The organism is Psychrobacter sp. 78a-MNA-CIBAN-0178, from assembly GCF_040309625.1.
Lineage (GTDB): Bacteria > Pseudomonadota > Gammaproteobacteria > Pseudomonadales > Moraxellaceae > Psychrobacter > Psychrobacter okhotskensis.
Map to the genome: position 1 here is coordinate 1 of NZ_JBEOOZ010000005.1, position 20,518 is coordinate 20,518.

Consider the following 20,518-nt stretch of genomic DNA (forward strand, 5'->3'; position numbering starts at 1 on the left):
AAACACGTCGCTGGTGGAGCGGTGAATGCAAGCAGCACGGATGCGGTGAATGGCAGTCAGTTGCATGCCACTAATACAGAAGTGACTAATAACAGCACAGCCATTGGTTTAGGCCTAGACTTTACCGGTGACAACACAGCGACAACTGTCAACCGTCAATTGGGTCAGAAGCTTACCGTCAAAGGGGGTGCAACCACGGCATTATCGGACAACAACATCGGTGTTGTTGCAGATAACGTGAGTAACACCTTAACTGTCAAACTGGCGAAAAATATAGATCTAGGTGAGACAGGTAGTGTAAAAATGGGTTCGAGTTTTCCTATAGGGTTTGGTAATACTACGACACTTGATCGTTCTGGACTCACAACTGGCAATATACTGACGAAGACTACAGTCGATGGCTTAGGTGTTAGAACAGGCAACGCTCTAGTTAATACTACCGTTACTGGTGTAGGAATTGCTGTATCAAGCCCTCTGTCTACCACTCTCATATCTAGCAATGGTCTGAACATTCTAAATGGTCCAAGTATCACTAAGAGTGGTGTTAATGCCGGTAATAAAAAAGTCATCAATGTTTCTAATGGTACGGTTAGTCTAAATAGTCAAGACGCCATCAATGGTGGTCAGTTATTTAATACCAACCAACAAGTCACCAGCAATACTGGCAATATCTCGACCAATACCACCAATATTGGCACCAACGCTGACAATATTGCTAAAGGCATCAAATTTAATGTGAACGATGTAAGCAGCGGCGGCACGCTCAAAAAAACCTTTGCCTTAGGTGAAGAGATTAAACTTGATACGGACAGCAATTTAACGACCACAGCCTTGGCTAGTGGTGATGGTATAGCCCTCGGCTTGTCTCCAACTTTGACTGGACTCACCAGTGCAGACTTTGGCGGCGTTAATATCTCTATTACTGGCATCAATGCCAATGACACCCAGATCAAGGGAGTAAAAAGTGGTGGTGATACAGTAAGCAATGCGGCAAACATCGGTGATGTACAGATGGCTGCTGCAGGAGCGAGAACCAAAGTGGTTAAAGGAACGAATGTTGCCAGTGTTGATTTTTCAACCGATAGCGATACTGGACAGGACGTCTACACCGTCAATGCCAATGGCGCCAGTGTTTCTACTGCAGATGCAAATGCATTAACAGTAACCGCCAGTATCAAAGATCCTGATACCAATATCACTGATTACCAAGTGGATTTAAGCGAAGGCAGTAAAGCAAGCTTGGGCAAAGCCGATAGCGCGATGCAAACAGTAGTAACGCAAATCAATGGTTCTGATGTCAAAACTCTGAATAAGGACAATAACACAGCCAATTTTATTAGCGGTGACAATATTGTCTTAACCGCTGACGAAGGGGGTATTAAAGTTGCCACTGCTGCTAATTTAGTCTCAACCAGCTTGACCACAGGAACTACCGTTATTAACAATGACGGTGTCACCCTCACAGGCGGCAGTAACCAAACCGTCACGCTCAGTAATAACGGTCTAAATAATGGCGGCAACCAAATCACCAATGTCGCCGATGGATCACTAGATACTGATGCCGTTAATATTAGACAACTAAATGCAACGACTACAACGATAAATAAAGGTCTCGACTTCGATGGTGATACGGGTACTACCGTTAATCGTAAACTTGGTCAAAAACTCACAGTCAAAGGTGGGGATACTATCAATGCTGATCCAGCAACGAAAAACATTAGTGTCACCGCTAATGGAGATGATACCTTGACTGTTAAATTGGACAAAGATATTAATCTTGGTAATACAGGCAGCGTTACCACTGGAAATACTCAAGTTAATAATGCAGGTGTTACTTTATATAATGGTGATAATAACCAAGTAGCACTCACTAACAATGGTCTGAATAATGGCAACAACAAGATTACTAATGTCGCTGATGGATTGTTGAGCGCTACTAGTAGAGATGCGGTTAACGGTAGTCAGTTGTTTAAGACTAATGGTGAGATTGCCAAAGGCATCAAAATCGGTGATGGCAATAGTGCCAACGACCAGCAGTTTGCTTTAGGTGATACCATCAACGTCACGGGTGATAGCAATATTACGACGATGGCCTCGGCAACGGGTGTTCAAGTAAAACTGAATAACCAGCTGAACTTAGGCAATGAGGGTAGCATGCAGATTGGTGATAGCATTATGAACAGCAATGGCTTTACCTTTACTGACAATGGTCCCGGTAGAACGGTTAGACTGAGTAGTGGTGGTCTTGACAATGGTTTTAATAGAATCACCAATGTAGCTGCCGGTATGGCAGACACAGATGCGGCGACTGTGGGACAGTTGAACGCGACGACGTTTGCCTTAGACAGAGGTTGGGCATTAAGTGCACAAAGTGATACCGCTACCATGGTAAAACAGGGAAGCGCTGTTGATATGAACAGCAGAGATGGAAACATTACTATTTCTAGAACGTCGGCAAATGGTGGTGTAGCAAGTCAAGCTGGCCGAGCGGTAGACGCAAATGATATTAGCTTTGATTTAAACCCAGACCTAAACGTAGATAGCGTCACAGCGGGTGACACCGTTATTGACAATAATGGTCTGACTATCGCAGGCGGACCTAGTGTCACCAAAGCCGGTATCAATGCTGCCGATACTCAGATTACAAACGTGATGAATGGTGCTGTCTCTGAAGGTAGTAAAGATGCCATCAACGGTGGTCAGCTCTACGCTCAAGGCACTGGTATCAGTAGTATTATTGGAGGAGATACAGTCTACAATCCTGTAGATGGAACCTTTACGAACAATAATATTGGTGGTACTGGTCAAAATAGTATCGATGGTGCAATAGCTTCTATCAAGCAAGGTGAAGTTATAATCAATGAAAGCATCCAGACCAATACTACGAATATCCAAACCAATACCACGAACATTGCCACCAATACGGCCGATATCGTAACGAATACCACGAATATCGAAACCAACACGACCAACATTAAAGTGAATAAGGACAAAATAGATGCGGGTCTCAATTTTGGTGCAGATAGCGGCGCTACCATCAACAAACCAGTAGGCGATGACAGTATCCTCACCTTCACAGGTGGCAATAACATCAGCACTACAGCAGCAGGCAGTAGTATTAAGTTTGATCTAAACGGCAACATCAACGTAGATAGTGTCAAGACTGGCAATACATCCATTAATAACAATGGCGTCACGATTGTCGGCGGACCTAGTATGACTGCAAGCGGTATCAATGCAGGCGATAGCCGCATTACCGGGGTTGCCAATGCTACAGAAGCCACAGATGCCGTCAATTTCGGTCAATTAAGTGCACTTGATAGCAGGCTCAATAATAACATGAGCGATCTAGGCTACAAAATTGGTGAAGTCGAAGATGATGCAAACGCGGGTATCTCGGCAGCCATGGCCATGTCTTCATTACCACAAGCCTTTATTCCAGGTAAGTCATTAATCGGCGGTGGTATTGGTACTTATAACGGAGAAAGCGCAGTGGCGATTGGCTTCTCGAAATTGTCCAATGATGGTCGTTGGGTCATGAAGGTAAACGGCACCGCTGATACCCAAGGTAATGCTGGCGGCTCGATTGGTGCTGGTTTCCATTTTGATTAAAGAAATCAAGCGCAGTATCGAATAAAGCAATTCGTTAATCATAAAAAAGCAAGGCATTAGATGTCTTGCTTTTTTGCAACCTGAGAATTCATAAGTTTTTAGAGTGATGATTTGGTAGCCACTATATAATTTTTAACAATGATTTTTTTTCTTTGGCTGAATAGCAAAGCGATAAAAATCCCTCATTTTATGAGGGCTTGTCTATTATCATAAAAGCAATTTTATACTCTGAACATGGCGGCATTTGGGGTCAGTCCGACGTAAGCCATACCGGCTTGATCCATCCAATGTGGCTGAATAATCCCATGCTGTAAAATAGCATGAATGTCTCGATGCGCTCTCTCTATCCTATGTTTTTTATATAGCGAGACCGTACCAGCAACTGCGTAAATCTCCGATATCATGGCTCGGGCTTCTCGTGCTGCCTCACAGGCTGCTGCCCACACATCAGCCAGCTGTATATCGGTAAAGCTGTTTTGTTGCTGCGCTGCATCCCATATTACCTCGACACTATTGTGTAATTGCACGCGCCTAGAGGCCAAAAGTGTTTTGCTCTTAGCGATAGTCGCTTGTACCGCTGCTCGATCACGCAAATCTGGGCTTTTACCGGGCGTTACTTTCTCTAGGCAAATTTGGATTAACTCATCTGTCGCTGCTTTTAAGACGCCCAGTGCCATCGCTGCACAGCCAGCTGCATTAATACAACCAATCGGTAGGCGATTATAGGCGTTGTCGATGGCAACCGGACTATCAAATCCGACCGCATAGTCCGATTTTACAAAAGCGTTTTTAACGACGATATCGTGACTGCCTGTACCGTTTAGGCCGCCAACATGCCAAGTATCAATCACTTCAACATCTTCTTTTGGAATAAAGAACAGTTTTAAATTTGCGCCCGGCCCAAGGGTGGTGGGTGAGCCTTCGGAAATTACCAAGCAACGTAGCACAAACCAGTCGGCCAACTCACACCCTGATACTAATGTCCATTGACCTGAGACCGTATAGCCTTCTGCTGTTTGTTTAGCAACACCTTCAGGGCGAGCTGAGTTGGCATAGACATGAGAGGGGTCACTGTATATTTCCTGCATACTAGGCTCGTCCAAAAATCGTCCAAATGTGCAAGCCAAATGATTGTTCCAAACAATCCATGATACTGAGGCCTCAGCACTGGCCAGCGTCTCATAAGCTTTTAGCGTTTCTACAGGATTGCCTTGCCATCCTCCCAACGACTTTGGCAACCCCATTCTAAATAGTGATAGCGCTGACAGTTTTTTGACCACTATCGGTGCAATTTTTCTACAGGTTTCTGTTTCCTCTCTGGCCGATATGGCTAAATCATAAACATCTTCAGCGGCATCGGATGGTAGAGCGTCTTTATTATTATTTGATGAAGGTGTATCACTCATAATTTTCAACCTTATTTTAATGAATAAAACAGTATGTTGATTTAGAATTAATAAATAAAAATCAATTCTAAATTTGAGATATAACAATGCCTATACCAAGAATAGCCAACAGTTGACCGCTATACAACCAATAATTTGCATATATAAAATATTATAGTGAAATAAATGTTAGAAGCGATCCTGCGATGAAATATTTACAGCACATCGCTCAGTTGTATGTGTCATTGACAGCGCCTTAGCCTGTCATTTTATTTTTTAGTTACTTAGATTAACACATGAAGTGCAATACCAAATGTGAGGTGAAACTGATTTTAAAGTCTTTCTGGATAGAAATACGAATACTAAGAAGCTAGAACGGATGAGCATACTGCAGTGAGCGCTTTAAAATAGTAGTTTTTTAGCATTTAAATGGTCATCGATTGAATTAAAGATGTGCCCCAATGTTATCTAAGTGCAGATGCATTCATAAATGCAAAAAGCCGAGCAATGGCTCAGCTTTTTTAGTAAATAGTTCTATTAAAAATTTGGCTACCAAGCCTAATCGGTTGAGGTTTCTTGTAAGACCTCTACCATGGCATTGGCTACGTAATCAATGTTACTGACGTTTAAGCCTGCCACACACATACGTGAGTTAGAGACTAGGTAAATACCAAATTCGCTTTGTAAGCGCTCGATTTGCTCAACTGTTAAGCCGGTAAAGCTAAACATGCCGTTTTGACGAGTAATGTAATCAAAATTACGCTCAGGTAGTTTGGATTCTAATACCGATTTGAGCTTTAAGCGCATAGCTTTGATACGGTCGCGCATTCCATAAACTTCACCAACCCACTGCTGATATAGTTCCTCATCATTCATGACGATATCAACCACGCGGCCGCCATGGGAGGGTGGACTGGTATAGATACGACGAACAATAAAGTTCAACTGACCAAAGACGCGCTCAGTTTCGTCTACTGTCGGACAAACGACGGAAGGACCGCCAACACGCTCACCATACAGTGATAAGTTTTTGGAGTAGGAGTTACTCACGAACACCGTCAAATTCATCTCAACTGCTTTACGAATAGCATACGCGTCGCTGTCCATATCTTCGCCAAAGCCTTGATAAGCGATGTCCATAAATGGAATTAGCTCACGCTGCTTTATTACCTCTAGCACTTTATCCCATTGCTGCTTTGTCAAATCCATACCGGTTGGGTTATGGCAGCAAGGGTGCAACAACACCACATCGTGTTTATTCAAGGTTTCAAAAAAGCGGATCATCTCATCGAACTTGATGCTACTGCTGGCTTTATCGTAGTAAGGATAACTGCCAACCTCTACGTCACAACCTGCAAAAATAGCAATATGATTGCTCCATGTTGGGTCGCTGACGTAGCACTTCGACTGAGGTAGCCACTGATGTATAAATTCAGCACCAACTTTTAGTGCACCAGAACCCCCGAGAGTCGCTATCGTCGCCACACGGCCCTCAGTCAATACCTGAGCCCCTTTACCAAACAGTAAATTCTGACAAGCGCTACGATGTCCAGCCAGACCTGCCATCGGCAAATAAGGGCGCGGAGAGATTGAATCTGCAATCTGCTGTTCGGCAGTTTTGACGCAGTCTAATACGGGCAATACACCTTCTTCATCGTAATAGATACCGATGCCCAAATTGACTTTATCGGGATTGGGGTCAGCAAAAAACTGGTCCATCAATCCTAAAATAGGGTCACCAGCATAATACTCTACATGTCTAAACATTCTGTGTCCTTACAAAAATATGAGTCTTGCGGACAAAAAGCATAATCCAAATCAATAATTAACTCAACGCAAGATTTATTTTTAGCCCCTTTAGAGACAAGCGCTTGAATTGAGGACGCGCCCTAGAGTTGATAACGATTTAAGCAGCCTGCCAGTGGCTTATGTCAATCACTGTGAAAATTATCGAAATGATCATCAAAATACGACTGTAAAAACTGCTTAAAAGCAATGGTCACTTGTTCAATAAATAGCCCTTGTAAAGTAATAAGTGGAATGTCTACCAAATAAGGTTTGCCTCGCAATGATTTTGTCATGGCCGCGAAGACTGATAGCCTACTGGGTAAATGATGAGGGTAGCAATAATCATTGCAACTCATTAAACTTGTCCAACCCAAAGCCAACCCCAACGCCAGAATCCACTGGCAAGCTAAGGATGTGTGATGCCACCAAAAATACTCACCCAAATTTCACCGCAACTGGCGTTTATGATTTCTGCCATTGTCATCGCCATCATGGGCGTTACCATGATTGGCTTTGGCTGGGTGCCGCATTTATCATTGATACTCGCCATCTGTGTGCTACTAGCCATCGGTCTGTTCAAAGGTTTAAGCTTCGATGATATGCAAGCGCAAATGGCGTCTGGCGTCATGCGCGGTATCGGTGCGATTTATTTATTCTTTTTTATTGGTTTGATGATCGCCGCCTTGATGATGTCTGGTGCCATTCCGACGCTGATGTATTTTGGTTTTCAGCTGATATCGCCAGAGTATTATTATATCTCAGCCTTTGTGTTGACATCTATTATCGGTATTGCCTTGGGCAGTAGTTTGACCACGGCCGCCACCCTTGGCGTGGCTTTCATAGGGATGAGCAATGCCTTTGATGCCAATGTGGCGATTGCCGCTGGTGCGGTGGTATCTGGAGCATTTTTTGGTGATAAAATGTCGCCATTATCGGATACTTGTACCATTGCCTCATCGGTTGTCGGCATTGATTTGTTTGACCATATTCGCAATATGATGTATACCACTGTGCCGGCTTGGATAATGACGGTGATATTGTTTTGGTTCTTCTCTGGGCAAACGGCTGGCTCTGACTTAAGTCAAGTAAGAGTGCTGCAAGGACAGTTAATTGAAAGTGGCTTGGTACATGGTTACGCCGTATTGCCTTTCGTCGTGCTAGTAGGACTGGCGATATTCCGCGTCAATGCCATTTATACCATCATCTGTACCATCGCTGCGGCATTGATTATTACTTACTTACATAGCTCGCCAAGCTTTGGTCAGTTGGGTGGTTATCTGTTTGCAGGCTATGCCCCTGCTGAGTCATTAGAGTTGGGCGAGGTAGGCGGCATGCTATCGCGCGGCGGTGTCCAAAGCATGTTCTTTACCCAAGCGATTGTGATATTAGCGCTCAGTCTTGGTGGCTTGCTGACAGCATTGGGTATCTTGCCAGCATTATTATCAGGTATTAAAGACAATTTAACGACAGCAGGGCGTGCTATTTTTGCTGCTGCCATGTCGGCTTTAAGCATCAACGTACTTATTGGTGAGCAGTACTTGAGTATCTTATTATCAGGAACCGCCTTCCGACCAACGTTCGAGCGTTTAAACCTACACCCAAAAAACCTATCGCGTACGATTGAAGATGCCGGCACAGTTATCAATCCATTGGTACCTTGGAGTGTGTGCGGCGTGTTTATCAGCCAAGCGTTAGGCGTTCCCGTACTTGATTATCTGCCTTATGCGTTCTTCTGTTATTTGTCGCTACTGCTAACAATTCTGTTTGGCTTCACAGGGGTGACTATCAGTCGAATACAGCCCCATCAAACTCATAAGAAGACAGTGATGTCAGATTCTGCTCCTATGGGTTAAACGCTTATGCTTCTTTCCTATGATTTGATGGTATTTTTTTAACACTCTGTACAAATGCTATCTAATCCTAATTATTTTGATTCAAATAAAAGAAACCTCGTAGCGCAACGCTTACGTGGTTTTTTTAAATTCTGAGCAGTTGTATCGTGTTTAAGTGGTTGGTTGAGACTTAATAACAGCATTATGATTTGCTATTTATATCGAGATAAAAGCGTGGTGTAATTTATGAACATTATGTGGGTTTAACTTTTTTCTATATTTTATACGTTTCTTCCACTAGTTTAGTCTTGCGTACGCAGTGCCTAAAATCTCGTTTATGTTATCGAGGTTTAATGGTTTTGCTAGGGCTAGTGTGGTAAATTGCTAAAGTCGCTGAAATCAAAGCGCATGGTTTGTGGTAGTAAATAACCGTAAGTTAAAAGACCAATATCTTAATTTTTATGATAATAGATAGTTACTTCAGAAGATAATAGAGACATTACCCTCAAAGCAGTGTGACTGCTTTGCCAACTAATTTGATGAGAAGGTCAAGGATGACGATAGATAATAATGTATTACGTGAGCGCACGAGCTTATTAGGCTCTTTCTTAGGGGCTGCGATTTCTCGCCAGTCTGGTGAACAGACGGTACATACCATCGAAAAATTGCGTAAAGGTTTTATCCAACAACGCCGCGAGCCTAACGACGCACAAAAGCAGGAGCTTATTGACTTTATTGCCTCTTTAGACAATCAAGCATTGAAAAATGTCATACGTGGCTTTTCTATCTATTTTTTCTTAGCAAATTTAACGGAAGAAAATTACCTACGTGAGCAGCGTCATAACCTGCGTGCGCAGTCTGAGCAAAGCTGGGAAGGGTCGTTTCGTCGTACCCTGCTTGAGTGTCGTGAACGTAATATTGAACCTGCCCAAATGCAAGAGCTCATAGATCAACTCAAATTTATTCCTGTCTTTACCGCACACCCTACTGAAGCGCGTCGCCGCACGACGATGAATATCTTGCAAAGTCTATTTACTCATAGCGATGCCTTAAACAATCTTAATGAAGACAGTTTCGCCTACGAGCAAGCGAAAGAACAAACGGCGCAAACCATTGATTTGTTATGGTCATCTGATGAGGTGCGTACGCGTAAGCCTTTGGTTTATGACGAGATAAATAATGGTTTACACTATTTTAACGCCAGTTTATTTAATGCCATTCCCAAGGTTTATCGTAATATTAAAAAAGCCATTATCGATATCTACCCAGAGCTAGCGGACAACCCATTACCAGCGTTTATGAGCTTTGGCTCTTGGATCGGTGGTGACAGAGATGGTAATCCATTCGTGACTTTTGAGACCACAGAGCTTGCTGTATTAATGCATGCGGATACCGTGTTGCGTCACTATCAAGTACTGCTCAAAAAACTGCGCCGCCAGCTCATTCATAGTGATACTACGGTTCATGTTGCTCCTGAGGTCTACGCCAAAATCAAAAGTTACGATGAGCTCGATAGACGAGTATTTGATTATAATCTCGATGATTATGGCAATGAGCCTTATCGTAGATTGCTTTCTTTAATCCTTACTAAAGTCAACGCTACTAATCGCCTGATTCAAAGTAAAGGCAGTGATAGTGACGCTAAAAAAGATGCCTACGCCGACCCACAAGAGCTGTTAGAAGACCTGCGTATTATTCGTCAGAGCGTGAATGGCCATGATACTGCTCATGCAGAAGGCTTATTGCTTGACGTTATTCGTCTGGTGAAAACCTGTGGCTTTCATTTAGCCGCGCTGGATATCCGTCAAGAGTCGTCTTATCATAGTGAGGTGATTACCGATATTTTTGCCAGTGCCTCTAATCTGCCAGATTATCAAACTTTGAGTGAAAGCGAGCGCCAAGAGTGGCTGACTCGTTTGCTTGCAAAGCCTGGTACACCGCTCATTTATACTGATAACTTGACTGATAAAACACGTGAACAATTGGCATTGATGAACTCAGTGGCGACATTACGTAAGCTGGTAGGGCAAGAGACTTTTGGCAGTTATGTTATTTCGATGACTAATAATGCCAGTCAATTATTAGAAGTTTTATTATTGATGCGGTTTGCTGGCCTGTGCAGGGTTGATGAGGCAGGACAGTTATCTGCTGATTTGCCCGTTGCACCCTTGTTTGAGACCATTGAAGATCTTAAAAATATTGACAAGATTCTACCTGCCGTGTTGGATAATCCACTGTATCGAGGACTGCTTGCGCACTCAGATAACACCCAAGAAATCATGCTTGGCTATTCAGATTCATCAAAAGATGGCGGTATCATTACCTCTGCATGGCAGCTGTATAGCGCGCAGCAAACTATCAATCGTATCGCTGAAGAATACGGCATCAAAACGCGCTTGTTCCATGGTCGTGGTGGCTCAGTGAGTCGTGGTGGCGGATCAACGCATAACGCGATTGCCGCACAACCAGCGGGTACATTGCATGGAGAAATTAAAATCACTGAGCAAGGCGAAGTGCTTTACGCCAAGTATGCCAACACTGATACGGCTGTATTTGAGCTGACCATGGGCATCACTGGTACATTGAAAGCCTGCTCTACCAGATTCGTGGTGCAACCGCCTGAACTGCCAGATTATGAAGCACTCTTTGCGCGTTTGGCAGATGCTGGTGAGCAGCGTTATCGTCAACTGACTGATAATACTGAAGGGTTTTATCAGTTCTACTCACAGGTGACCCCTGTGCAAGAAATCTCTTTATTAAATATTGGCTCACGTCCCGCGCATCGCAAAAAAGGCTTGCCGAGCAAAACGACTTTACGGGCAATTCCTTGGGTATTTGGTTGGTCATTAGCGCGTTTCACCTTACCGGCTTGGTATGGCGTCGGCAGTGCGTTACAGAGCGTTAAAGCAGACGAAGACTTAATGAGGGAGATGAATAAACATTGGCCATTTTTTAGCGTATTTATCAGCAATATCGAAATGGCTTTTACCAAATCTGAGATGAATATCGCTCAGGCTTATAGCCAGTTATGTGACGATGAGGCGTTACGTGAAAAAATTATGCAGGCGGTCATCGATGAGCACCAGCTGACCTCTTCTGGTTTAAATTCCTTGCTTAACCAAACATCGTTATTAGAGCACCAGCAGAATCTTGCCGCCTCACTACAGTGGCGAAACGCTTATTTAGATCCGATTAATTATATACAAATCGAGCTGTTAAAACGTGCCAGACAAAAAGACGTTACAGGCGTCATCAATCATGATGAGCTTGATGTTGAGGATCCATTAATCCGTAGTATTAACGCTTTGGCAGCAGGTTTGCGCAATACAGGTTAATTATTAGAGCGGCATATTCTTCGGTTAAGATTAAATATATAGTCAAAATATCCTAAAAACATTAGGGCGTGTCCTCATTTTAAAAATGGTGATAAAAATGAGGTAAATTGCAGTCAAACAAGGAAAATAGTGCAGATAATATCGAGATATTACCTAGCTATTTGACGATGTTTGGCAAGATTTAACCATTTTTAGCCCATTTAGATTGCTATCGGTTGAATTGAGGACACGCTCTAGGGTATTGCTGATATTAATTTTTTGTCGCCTCTGTCTGCGCAGGCACAGCAAGCAAGAAAAATTGATATCAGCAGGGCGTCGTGTATCGATATTACTTTTCACTGACTATAGTTTCGTTGATTAAATATAATCAACCAGTACTGGATTAATAAAAAAATCTTCAAGCTATAGTATATAGAGCTTGAAGTTTTTTATTTTAAGGAGATGCTTTCACTGTTGTACTGAAATAGACAGACAGTCTATTATAAAAACGTGACAGCATTCATCTCGTTTGAAGTATCATATAGCCCTCTGCAATCAAACATGGGTACCACGAATAGGGTAGTCGTTTTTTCGAACAAAAGACAATCCGTTGGCAAGGGCTTCAAGCTCAGGTCTGGCAAATGGGGCATTAGAGATGTCAATGATTTGAATCTCTTCTTTAGCATTAATAACGAAGACACCAGGCTCTGCAAAAGGATGATCGGTTTCTTTTTCAGAACGTGGGTCAGAGATATAAAGCCCCAAGGTATTCATCTGCTCAACAGTCAAGCCATAAGCTATTGGAAAGCTGATATCCAGCTCTTCTAAATGCGCCTCTAGCTGCTGTTTACTATCACCTGATACAGCAATGATGTCGACGCCAGCATCAGCGAATGATGATTTTACCGTTTCTAATTGATTGAGATATTTAGTGCAGATCGGGCAATGTTTACCGCGATAAACCACCACTAACTTCCAATCGTGACCATTTTCAGGCTTGCCTAAGGTTTTCATTTCACCATCTAACATTGGTACTTGTATGTCAGGGAATTGACTACCGGCGCGGAGTTTTTGAGTATCTTTTGCTTGCATCATATTATCCTTTGAGGTGTTGTATTAATGTGAGTGATGAGGGTTAAAAAACTTATTTAATTATTGGGTAATGAGTGTTTGTGAATAAGTTAGCGTAAACCTTGCTAAGCATTCCATTAAAGGCTGGTTACGCCTACTTTAACTGGACTTGAGCAATCATTCAAGATAAAATTGGCTAATTACTCAAACGATACAGCCATGCTGACTTCATATAGAGGTCATGGCTTTGAGAGGTTGGAAGATATTATGTCACGTACCACACTATACAATCGTCACGAAGCCTTGGAGCGTGCTATACAGCTGTTCTGGCAAAAGGGCTTTCATGCCACTTCCTTAAAAGATATCGAACAAGCTCTCGATATGCGGCCGGGAAGTATCTATGCGGCGTTTGGTAATAAGGATGGGCTGTTTCAAGAAGCACTCGATCATTATGCTAACGCTTCGCTGACTGAGCTTGAACGCATATTCGCCAGCCACGAGTCCCCTTTATTAGGATTGGCGGCTTATATGCGTCAGCTTGGCGGTATCTGTGATCAAAAGATACCGAGTCGAGCTTGTATGTTGGTCAAAAGCTTACTCGAGCTTGGTGCTCGTGAGCAATCAGCGTTAGATAAAGTAGAAAAATTACTGGCTGGCATGGAAACACGTTTTACAAAGTGTTTCGTTGAGGCGCAGCGCCTAGGCGAGCTTGATAGTGATCTTGATGCGACTAGGCTGGGGCGACGCTTGCAGGCTGAAGTGATGGGCTTGCGTGCCTTTGCTCAGCGTGATGTTGATAGTGCAGCGGTGCAAGCATTGGCTGAAGATATGGCATTGTCTATAGAAAACATGCGTAATGGCGCGTTTGTTAATTAGACTGCTAACTGGTTTAGGCAAGAGTGATCTTTAGGATAATTAAAAGCTAAGCTGAGAACCAAGCAATATGCAATAAGGTCAATTATTGGTATGAATAAATGAGAAAAGGGCGGCTCAAATATTAAATTTTGAGTTGCCCTTTTTTATATCTGGATTTTAATAACTGATTTTGCCAAATCAATTTTGAAATAATCAAAAATGCGTCTTACTCTGGTAGTTCTGCTAAATGCTGCAAGATACTTTTGAAGTTCTCTACCCCTTGTGCACCGCTAACCAAGTGTTTTTGATTAAAGATAAAGGAGGGCACACTTTGGATACCTTGCTGCCGCCAGTGCTGCTGCGCTTGACGTACTATTTCGGCAAAGCGTTGATCCTCTAATACCGCGAGTGCTTCACTACGATCTAAGCCAATCTGTGCTGCAATATCTGCCAATACATCTCTTTTAGAGAGATCTTTAGCATAGGTGAAGTGAGCCGCGAATAACGCTTCTTTTAACTCATGCATATGCCCTTGCTGATCTGCCCAGTGCAGCAGTTGATGCATATCAAAAGTATTATAGGTGAGAGTCTCTTCAGTAAAGTTAAACTCAAATCCCACTTCTGCGCCCGCCTGAGTGATTCGGACGCGACTGCCATCAGACTCCTCTCTACTAGAGCCGTACTTTTTAGCAATATGCTCACGCCAATTTCTCCCTTCACTTGGCGTATCAGGGTTCAATTCGAACGGATGCCAATGAATCTCATGTTCAGTGTCCGTTTGCTTTAGTGCTTCAGCCAACTGTCCATAACCAACGGCGCACCAAGGACAAACCACGTCCGATATGATATCTATTCTAAGTGGAGTTTTTGAATTGGTCATAACGTATTCCTTCCTCATTATTGTGCAGGCTCTTTTATTCAACTGATACTAATCTTTGAATGACTTATTTATAAAGGCTTTACTTTTAAAAGGCATTACGAGCAATCCCCATAGCGAGGCGTTTTGTTTGGGTGATGGATATTCTTTTAGCCCGATATCTAGCTTTTCGTCAGGCTTCTGCGCAGCGTCTTTATAGCTACCAAAAATCCAATCCCACCAAATGACGCTAAAACCATAGTTTGAATTGGTTTCACTGCTGCGTTGGCTATGATGAATACGGTGCAGAATCTGTGTCATCAATATTAAGCGCAGTGGCTTTTCAAGGGCGGGTGGCAGACGAATATTAGCATGGTTAAACATCGCTAAGCCATTTAGAGCAATCTCAAAAATCAGTACTGCGATGGCAGGGATGCCCAATAAGCTGACGGCAACGAGCTTCACTAGAATGCTTAAAACGATTTCAATCGGATGAAACCTCAGACCTGTACTGGCATCAACATGCGCATCAGCGTGATGGACTTTATGCAAACGCCATAGAATAGGCACGCGATGGAATAATCGATGTTGCCAGTAAATAATGATGTCGAGCAATATTAAGCTTAATATGATGACAACAATGTTTGGTAAATTGACAGTATTGAATAGACCAATCCCATGCTGCTGATTATAAAGCGCCACAGCGGTTAGACCGACAGGCACGGCTAGACGAGCAATAACGGATGACGCAAACACCAAGCCAAAGTTAGCGAACCAGCGTTTGCTGCTTTTGATCGGCGCGGTGCGTGCAGGCATGCGCCATTCAATCAGCATCATGATGACTAAGATGCTAAAAAAGAACCCAAGCCGCCACCATACTTCGTTAGTCATTACTTACCTCTTGAGAGTTTAAACCAGCTGAGCTACTAACATTCGCCTCTAGCTGTTTAAGGGTATGATAGCCACCATGGATACGGGTAAAAATCGTAATCGCGCATGCCGTGGCAAAAATGCTAGCGAGTAGTACAAAGTGCTGTGGCCAAATGCAAAAGGCCACGAACAGCGCAATAGTCTCAGTACCTTCAGTCAAACCGTTTAAATAATAAAAACTTTTATATTTGAACTGTGGTTTATCCAGTTTAAACTTTTCCGCGGCGATGGCAAACGCCAAAAAGCTAGAGCCTGTGCCGATAAAGGTAGCAAGTAATAAAGCGCCAACAATAGCGTTCTGTTCAGGATTTGCCAAGATAAAACCCAGCGGCACTGCTGCATAAAAGATAAAATCAAGCGTAATATCTAAGTAGCCGCCTGCGCTTGAGCTTTGCTGTGCATAGCGGGCAAGCGCGCCATCAAGACCATCCAAAATGCGATTTAATACAATCACCGCAAGCGCGCCATACCACAATTCAAACGCCAGTAATGGTAAGGCTAACATGCCGATTAAAAAGCCCGCCACCGTGAGCTGATCAGCTGTAATACCACGCTTGTGCAATACAACGACCACAGGGGCTAGTATCGGCTTAATCATGGGCGTGAGAAATTTGTCTAGCATGCGCTTGCCTTTTATATGGTAAGTTCTAAATAAAATCGATACGCTAATATCTGCATGCTACCGGAATGAATTTTGCGCAGCCTCTGTCAGCGTAGACACAGCAAGCCAGTAAAAATTATTCCAGTAGCACCGTACCGGTTTTAAAGTGAATCAGCTATACTTTGTTTTGATTTTTAAGTTTTAAATCTAAAAGCATAGGCCTAAAACTATAGCTCTAAATGAATAACTTTACCCTTTGCGGCCTCAGCATCGCTATGATCGTGCGTGACCATGATGGCGGGGAGTTTATGAGTACGAATTTGCTCAAATATCAATTGGCGCGTATCTACTCGCAGCTGGGTATCGAGCTTGCTAAAAGGCTCATCGAGTAGTATCGCTTTTGGCTCGCTGAGCAAGGTGCGCAGTAGTGCCACTCGTGCTTGTTGTCCGCCCGATAGGTTGTCAGGATGGCGATTTCCCATGCCTGCTAATCCAACCTGTGCAAGCGCTTGTTCTATTTTTTCATGGCGCTGTTTTCTATCGCCCATTTTATTATTTTTAGGCATCGCAAAAGCAATATTACCCGCTACCGATAAATGCGAAAACAGTAGGGCGTCTTGATACAGTACCCCAATATGGCGCAGGTGCGTCGGCAGGTGGCTTACATTTTTATCATTTAGCCAGACCTCACCAGTAGCGGTAAAACCATTTGGTAAGGTACCTGTCAGCCAATTCAATAAGCTCGATTTACCACTGCCAGATGGGCCCATGACAGTCAATATTTCACCACCAGCAATCTGCTCGTCTAGGCTTAGTAATAGCTTGCCTTGTCGATATAACTGTAAGTTTTTTATCTGTAAAGATGATTGCATCAAGGACCCTTTTTTGTGTTTTTAACGACTGATATTTTCACAGCTACCTGACTCTTAACTTAGTATGGACGAACGTAGGCTGTGGCTTTAGCCCAGCATTTTGCTTTTGCAAAGATTTAAGCTGGGCTAAAGCCACAGCCTACGCCAACTGTTTCTTTAAAGTGGAGCGCTTATAGATGTTATTTCTAACGAGTGCCACTTTTAAAGAAATACTTCGGCAATACCCACGCCAATATAAAGCCAATTAACGGCAGTGCCATTTGGATGATGGCGTACACCGCACTGGTGCGCCTACTGGCACCATTTGCGAGAGTCACCGCTTCTGTGGTGATGGTGGCGATTCGTCCGCCGCCTGCTAATAATGTCGGCAAGTATTGACCAAAGCTAATCGCCAAACCAAGGGCGATAGCAATTAACAGCGGCGCAAATAATTGTGGCAATTTCACCTGCAAAAATACTTTTGCTGGGGTCGCACCAAGGCTTGCGGCTACATGAGCAAAACGAGGGTCTAGACGCCTGTAGCTACTGGCAAGCGATAAAAACACATAAGGCAGTACAAAAAGCAGATGGGTAAACGCCACATTAAAAAACGCCGTTTGGTTATTTACCAACTGCTGTAGCCATACCAAACCAAATAGAAAGGCAATGCTGGGCACTAACAGTGGTAAATAGATAATGAAACTGGTAAATGTTGAAAGTGGTTTTTTACTTAATTGTTCAGCTTCTAGACATAATAAAGTCAGCACAATGGCAAATACGGTGCTCACGATACCGATTGTGATGGTATTAAATAATGGCGTACCCATTTGCGTAAAGGCACTTTGAAAATGTAATAACACCAATTGCTCTGGCAATACGGCGGGAAAGCGCCAAAAACCAGCTACTGACCACATGACCAGACCAACGAGCGCCAGCAAGATAAAGCCAATCACCACAGTGGTCAACGCGGCGGTGATTTTTTGCCATAATGCATCGGCATAGTGGCGCTTGCCATTTATCAACGTGCTGTTAAAACAAGTTTTTATCGCTCTCTCGCTACCAAGCCACAAGGCGATTAAGCTACCCGTCAACGCCAGCTGTAATAACGCGCCCGCCGAGGCCTTTATACGTAAGTTTAAATCCACATCGTTAAACCATTGCATGATAGTAACCGCCAGTGTTGGCGGTGTGTTTGGACCCAATATCAATGGCATCTCTACGCTGGCACTGGCATAGGCCAGCACGGCTAAGATAGGCAAACGTAAAAAAGGATAGAGGACAGGGAGTACGGCTTTAAAAAAGGCAGTGATGGGATAATAACCGAGATTTAGCGCAACTTTATATTGCTGACGTAGCTTTTTACCAAGCTCTGGTTGCGCCAAAGCGCCTAGTGCCATGAGTAATAAAAACGGCAGCTCTTTTAACGTCAAACCTAAAATAATACTGATGCCGTACGGGTCATGTGGAAACATACCGCCTGGCGCCAACTCCCAGCCACTTAGCCACGGTGAAATAAGGCGCGAAAACATACCAGAAGGCGCAATCAAAAAGCCAACCGCGATGGCTGCCGCTGCATGAGGAATGACCAAGATTGGACTCAGCAAACGCTCAATACGGGTCAGCCAAATACTATTAAAAAATGCCGCCAATATCATTAAGGCCATGACAAAAGCGAATAGCGTGCTGATTAATCCAGTAGCGATGCTCAACGCTACCATTTGGATAAGACCAGGCGTCTGCCAAAGATCGTTAAAGCCTTGTAGACCAAAAGTCGTTTGCTCAAGTGCAGGCACCCAGCTAAAGGCAGGTAACAGCACGCTGAGTAAACCACCGAGTACCGGTAATATCAGTAGCAGCAGTAAAAATGTCGGACTCAAGGAGACGGTACGCGTAAATAGATCTGTTTTATAAGGCGCGGTTATGCCAGTGCTTGTTGCGGAATTGACGTTTTTCTTCTCCCTTTTATTATTAGAATCTTTACTCATGGGCTGACTCCATAACGTGTCTGCCAGCCTTGCATAATGGCATCAACCCAGCTCGGATGTGGTTCATTCACGGTACGTTTTATAGCGTCAACAGGTAGGGCGCTCGGATGCGGTTTGTTAGTCTTGAATAGCGCTTGTTGCTCAGGGTCGAGCGTCGATTGGACGAGTACGGTTTTATCACCCCACACAGCAGGCGTTTGCTTTCTAGCCTGTGCTTCTGGGCTTAGCAAGAAGTTTGCCACTAGCTGCGCGGCTTGTGGGTGGCTGGCGTTATAAGGAATCGCCACAAAATGGGTGTTGCTTAAGCTGCCATCGCTCATGGCATAGCTACGAATGCTCTTGGGTAAGTCATAACGCTGCACGGCCGCAGGAATTTCAGGCGCGGAAAAGCTAAAGGCTAAGCTAAGCTCGGTATCATCGACCAAACGCCGCATGTGCGCGCCCGTTTGCACAAATTGGTCACCCTTGCGCCATAAGGTGGGATGCAAATCATCTAAAAACGTCCATAAAGGGGCTAATATAATATCTGTATTTTGCTCAGTGGCTGGCAAGTTGAGCTGTGCTTTGATATTTTTGCCTGTATTCGCATCTTGCTGCTCGTGCAGCATGACTAAAGCGTATTTTAAAAAGCTCATGCCTAAAAAGTCAGGTGGCTTTGGATAGCTAAAACGCCCGGGGTTTTGCGCTGTCCAATTGACTAGCTCATTTAAAGTGGTTGGTGGCTTGTTAGTTGATAAGCTGTCGTAATAAAAGGTCAGCGAGGCTTGTCCCCATGGTGCTTCCATACCATTAGTCGGTACACCAAAATCAAAGTTAACGGCAGGATTATTCTCTGGATCGGTCAAGGCAAAGTTAGGCAGCTTGTTCGCCCATTGTTTCAGTAATAACGAATTCTCACTCATGGTGGCAAAGTTTGCGCCATTTATCCAGATGAGATCAACGCTGCCTTTATCATTGTTGTTGGCAGACTTTTCCGCGAGTACGCGACTAACGGCTTCACTGGTGTCGCTCAATTTGACATGAACCAAATTAATATTATATTTGTCATCCACTTCTTCAGCGGCCCACTGTAGATAGGCATTTATTTGCGGGTCACCGCCCCATGCATAGAAGTAAACGTCTTGGTTTTTACCTTGGGCTTCTATCTGCTGCCAAGATGATAAAGTTTGATTAAGGTCATCGGTAGTGGGTGAGGCAGTGCTTGCTGATATGCCAATGCAAACGCTAAGCACCATAGCATAGGTGCTATAGCGGCTTAGATGTTTTAGCGTTGGCAAAGCTAGTAAAGATTTAATAACGTACATTTATGTTCTCGTTATAACCCGTGTTAAACGTCATTCAGTCATATATTCTGAAGAGTGCTGTTGGGATAAATTTTTTGAAGCCTCTGGAGTGACGAAGTCACACAGCAAGCGAAGAAAATTTGTACCAACAGCAC

General features: G+C 43.6%; 13 protein-coding genes. 4 read left to right on the forward strand and 9 right to left on the reverse strand.

Translation table 11 applies throughout. The annotated features are described in order from the left end of the window. Positions 1 to 3,612, forward strand: a 3,612-nt coding sequence (locus AAEY80_RS04855; RefSeq protein WP_350587953.1) for a YadA-like family protein, incomplete at its 5' end; no start/stop codon positions are given. A gap of 221 nt (positions 3,613 to 3,833) precedes the next feature. On the opposite strand, the gene AAEY80_RS04860 is transcribed toward AAEY80_RS04855, so the two are convergent. Both AAEY80_RS04860 and AAEY80_RS04865 read right to left on the reverse strand, forming a co-directional pair. Beyond that, on the reverse strand, positions 3,834 to 5,018 hold the full coding sequence (locus tag AAEY80_RS04860; protein WP_201577838.1) for an acyl-CoA dehydrogenase family protein: 1,185 nt from the start codon (positions 5,016 to 5,018) through the stop codon (positions 3,834 to 3,836). 537 nt (positions 5,019 to 5,555) lie between these two features. Next, complete coding sequence (locus AAEY80_RS04865) at positions 5,556 to 6,764, reverse strand: amino acid aminotransferase (RefSeq protein ID WP_350587954.1); 1,209 nt, start codon at positions 6,762 to 6,764, stop codon at positions 5,556 to 5,558. 440 nt (positions 6,765 to 7,204) lie between these two features. Between AAEY80_RS04865 and nhaC the strand changes: the two genes are divergently transcribed. Next, positions 7,205 to 8,638 (forward strand): Na+/H+ antiporter NhaC, encoded by a 1,434-nt coding sequence (nhaC, locus tag AAEY80_RS04870; RefSeq protein ID WP_350587956.1) that lies wholly within the window; start codon positions 7,205 to 7,207, stop codon positions 8,636 to 8,638. A gap of 533 nt (positions 8,639 to 9,171) precedes the next feature. Then, positions 9,172 to 11,952 (forward strand): phosphoenolpyruvate carboxylase, encoded by a 2,781-nt coding sequence (ppc, locus tag AAEY80_RS04875; protein ID WP_350587957.1) that lies wholly within the window; start codon positions 9,172 to 9,174, stop codon positions 11,950 to 11,952. 534 nt (positions 11,953 to 12,486) lie between these two features. Here the strand turns inward: ppc and AAEY80_RS04880 are convergent. Continuing rightward, positions 12,487 to 13,026, reverse strand: coding sequence for a peroxiredoxin-like family protein (locus tag AAEY80_RS04880; protein WP_240990889.1), 540 nt, complete (start codon positions 13,024 to 13,026; stop codon positions 12,487 to 12,489). A 243-nt stretch (positions 13,027 to 13,269) separates the two neighbouring features. Here AAEY80_RS04880 and AAEY80_RS04885 point away from each other — a divergent pair, with 243 nt between their 5' ends. Next, positions 13,270 to 13,878 (forward strand): TetR/AcrR family transcriptional regulator, encoded by a 609-nt coding sequence (locus AAEY80_RS04885; RefSeq protein ID WP_025652901.1) that lies wholly within the window; start codon positions 13,270 to 13,272, stop codon positions 13,876 to 13,878. A 205-nt stretch (positions 13,879 to 14,083) separates the two neighbouring features. Here the strand turns inward: AAEY80_RS04885 and AAEY80_RS04890 are convergent, their stop codons facing one another. The 6 genes from AAEY80_RS04890 to AAEY80_RS04915 all read right to left on the reverse strand — a co-directional run bounded on the left by AAEY80_RS04890 (position 14,084) and on the right by AAEY80_RS04915 (position 20,384). Then, the gene (locus AAEY80_RS04890) at positions 14,084 to 14,737 is read right to left on the reverse strand and encodes a DsbA family oxidoreductase (protein ID WP_350587958.1); all 654 of its coding nucleotides are present in this window, start codon (positions 14,735 to 14,737) and stop codon (positions 14,084 to 14,086) included. Between the two features lie 48 nt (positions 14,738 to 14,785). Next, positions 14,786 to 15,604 (reverse strand): sterol desaturase family protein, encoded by an 819-nt coding sequence (locus AAEY80_RS04895; RefSeq protein WP_350587959.1) that lies wholly within the window; start codon positions 15,602 to 15,604, stop codon positions 14,786 to 14,788. Then, positions 15,597 to 16,265, reverse strand: a complete 669-nt coding sequence (locus AAEY80_RS04900) for a CDP-alcohol phosphatidyltransferase family protein (RefSeq protein WP_025652898.1) — start codon at positions 16,263 to 16,265, stop codon at positions 15,597 to 15,599. Before AAEY80_RS04900 ends, AAEY80_RS04895 begins: the two co-directional genes overlap by 8 nt. Positions 16,266 to 16,471: 206 nt before the next feature. After that, the gene (locus AAEY80_RS04905; RefSeq protein WP_350587960.1) at positions 16,472 to 17,116 is read right to left on the reverse strand and encodes an ATP-binding cassette domain-containing protein; all 645 of its coding nucleotides are present in this window, start codon (positions 17,114 to 17,116) and stop codon (positions 16,472 to 16,474) included. Between the two features lie 185 nt (positions 17,117 to 17,301). Continuing rightward, complete coding sequence (locus tag AAEY80_RS04910) at positions 17,302 to 19,080, reverse strand: ABC transporter permease (RefSeq protein WP_350587961.1); 1,779 nt, start codon at positions 19,078 to 19,080, stop codon at positions 17,302 to 17,304. Further along, positions 19,077 to 20,384, reverse strand: coding sequence for an ABC transporter substrate-binding protein (locus AAEY80_RS04915; RefSeq protein ID WP_350587962.1), 1,308 nt, complete (start codon positions 20,382 to 20,384; stop codon positions 19,077 to 19,079). Before AAEY80_RS04915 ends, AAEY80_RS04910 begins: the two co-directional genes overlap by 4 nt. Positions 20,385 to 20,518: the final 134 nt, after the last annotated feature.

What these genes read in the sequence shown, in the direction of transcription:
- AAEY80_RS04895 (WP_350587959.1), bottom strand. Translation starts at nt 15,604, where the DNA reads ATGACTAACGAAGTATGGTGGCGGCTTGGGTTCTTTTTTAGCATCTTA.
- AAEY80_RS04880 (WP_240990889.1), bottom strand. Translation starts at nt 13,026, where the DNA reads ATGATGCAAGCAAAAGATACTCAAAAACTCCGCGCCGGTAGTCAATTC.
- AAEY80_RS04900 (WP_025652898.1), bottom strand. Translation starts at nt 16,265, where the DNA reads ATGCTAGACAAATTTCTCACGCCCATGATTAAGCCGATACTAGCCCCT.
- AAEY80_RS04885 (WP_025652901.1), top strand. Translation starts at nt 13,270, where the DNA reads ATGTCACGTACCACACTATACAATCGTCACGAAGCCTTGGAGCGTGCT.
- ppc (WP_350587957.1), top strand. Translation starts at nt 9,172, where the DNA reads ATGACGATAGATAATAATGTATTACGTGAGCGCACGAGCTTATTAGGC.
- AAEY80_RS04910 (WP_350587961.1), bottom strand. Translation starts at nt 19,080, where the DNA reads ATGAGTAAAGATTCTAATAATAAAAGGGAGAAGAAAAACGTCAATTCC.
- AAEY80_RS04860 (WP_201577838.1), bottom strand. Translation starts at nt 5,018, where the DNA reads ATGAGTGATACACCTTCATCAAATAATAATAAAGACGCTCTACCATCC.
- AAEY80_RS04890 (WP_350587958.1), bottom strand. Translation starts at nt 14,737, where the DNA reads ATGACCAATTCAAAAACTCCACTTAGAATAGATATCATATCGGACGTG.
- AAEY80_RS04915 (WP_350587962.1), bottom strand. Translation starts at nt 20,384, where the DNA reads ATGTACGTTATTAAATCTTTACTAGCTTTGCCAACGCTAAAACATCTA.
- nhaC (WP_350587956.1), top strand. Translation starts at nt 7,205, where the DNA reads ATGCCACCAAAAATACTCACCCAAATTTCACCGCAACTGGCGTTTATG.
- AAEY80_RS04865 (WP_350587954.1), bottom strand. Translation starts at nt 6,764, where the DNA reads ATGTTTAGACATGTAGAGTATTATGCTGGTGACCCTATTTTAGGATTG.
- AAEY80_RS04905 (WP_350587960.1), bottom strand. Translation starts at nt 17,116, where the DNA reads ATGCAATCATCTTTACAGATAAAAAACTTACAGTTATATCGACAAGGC.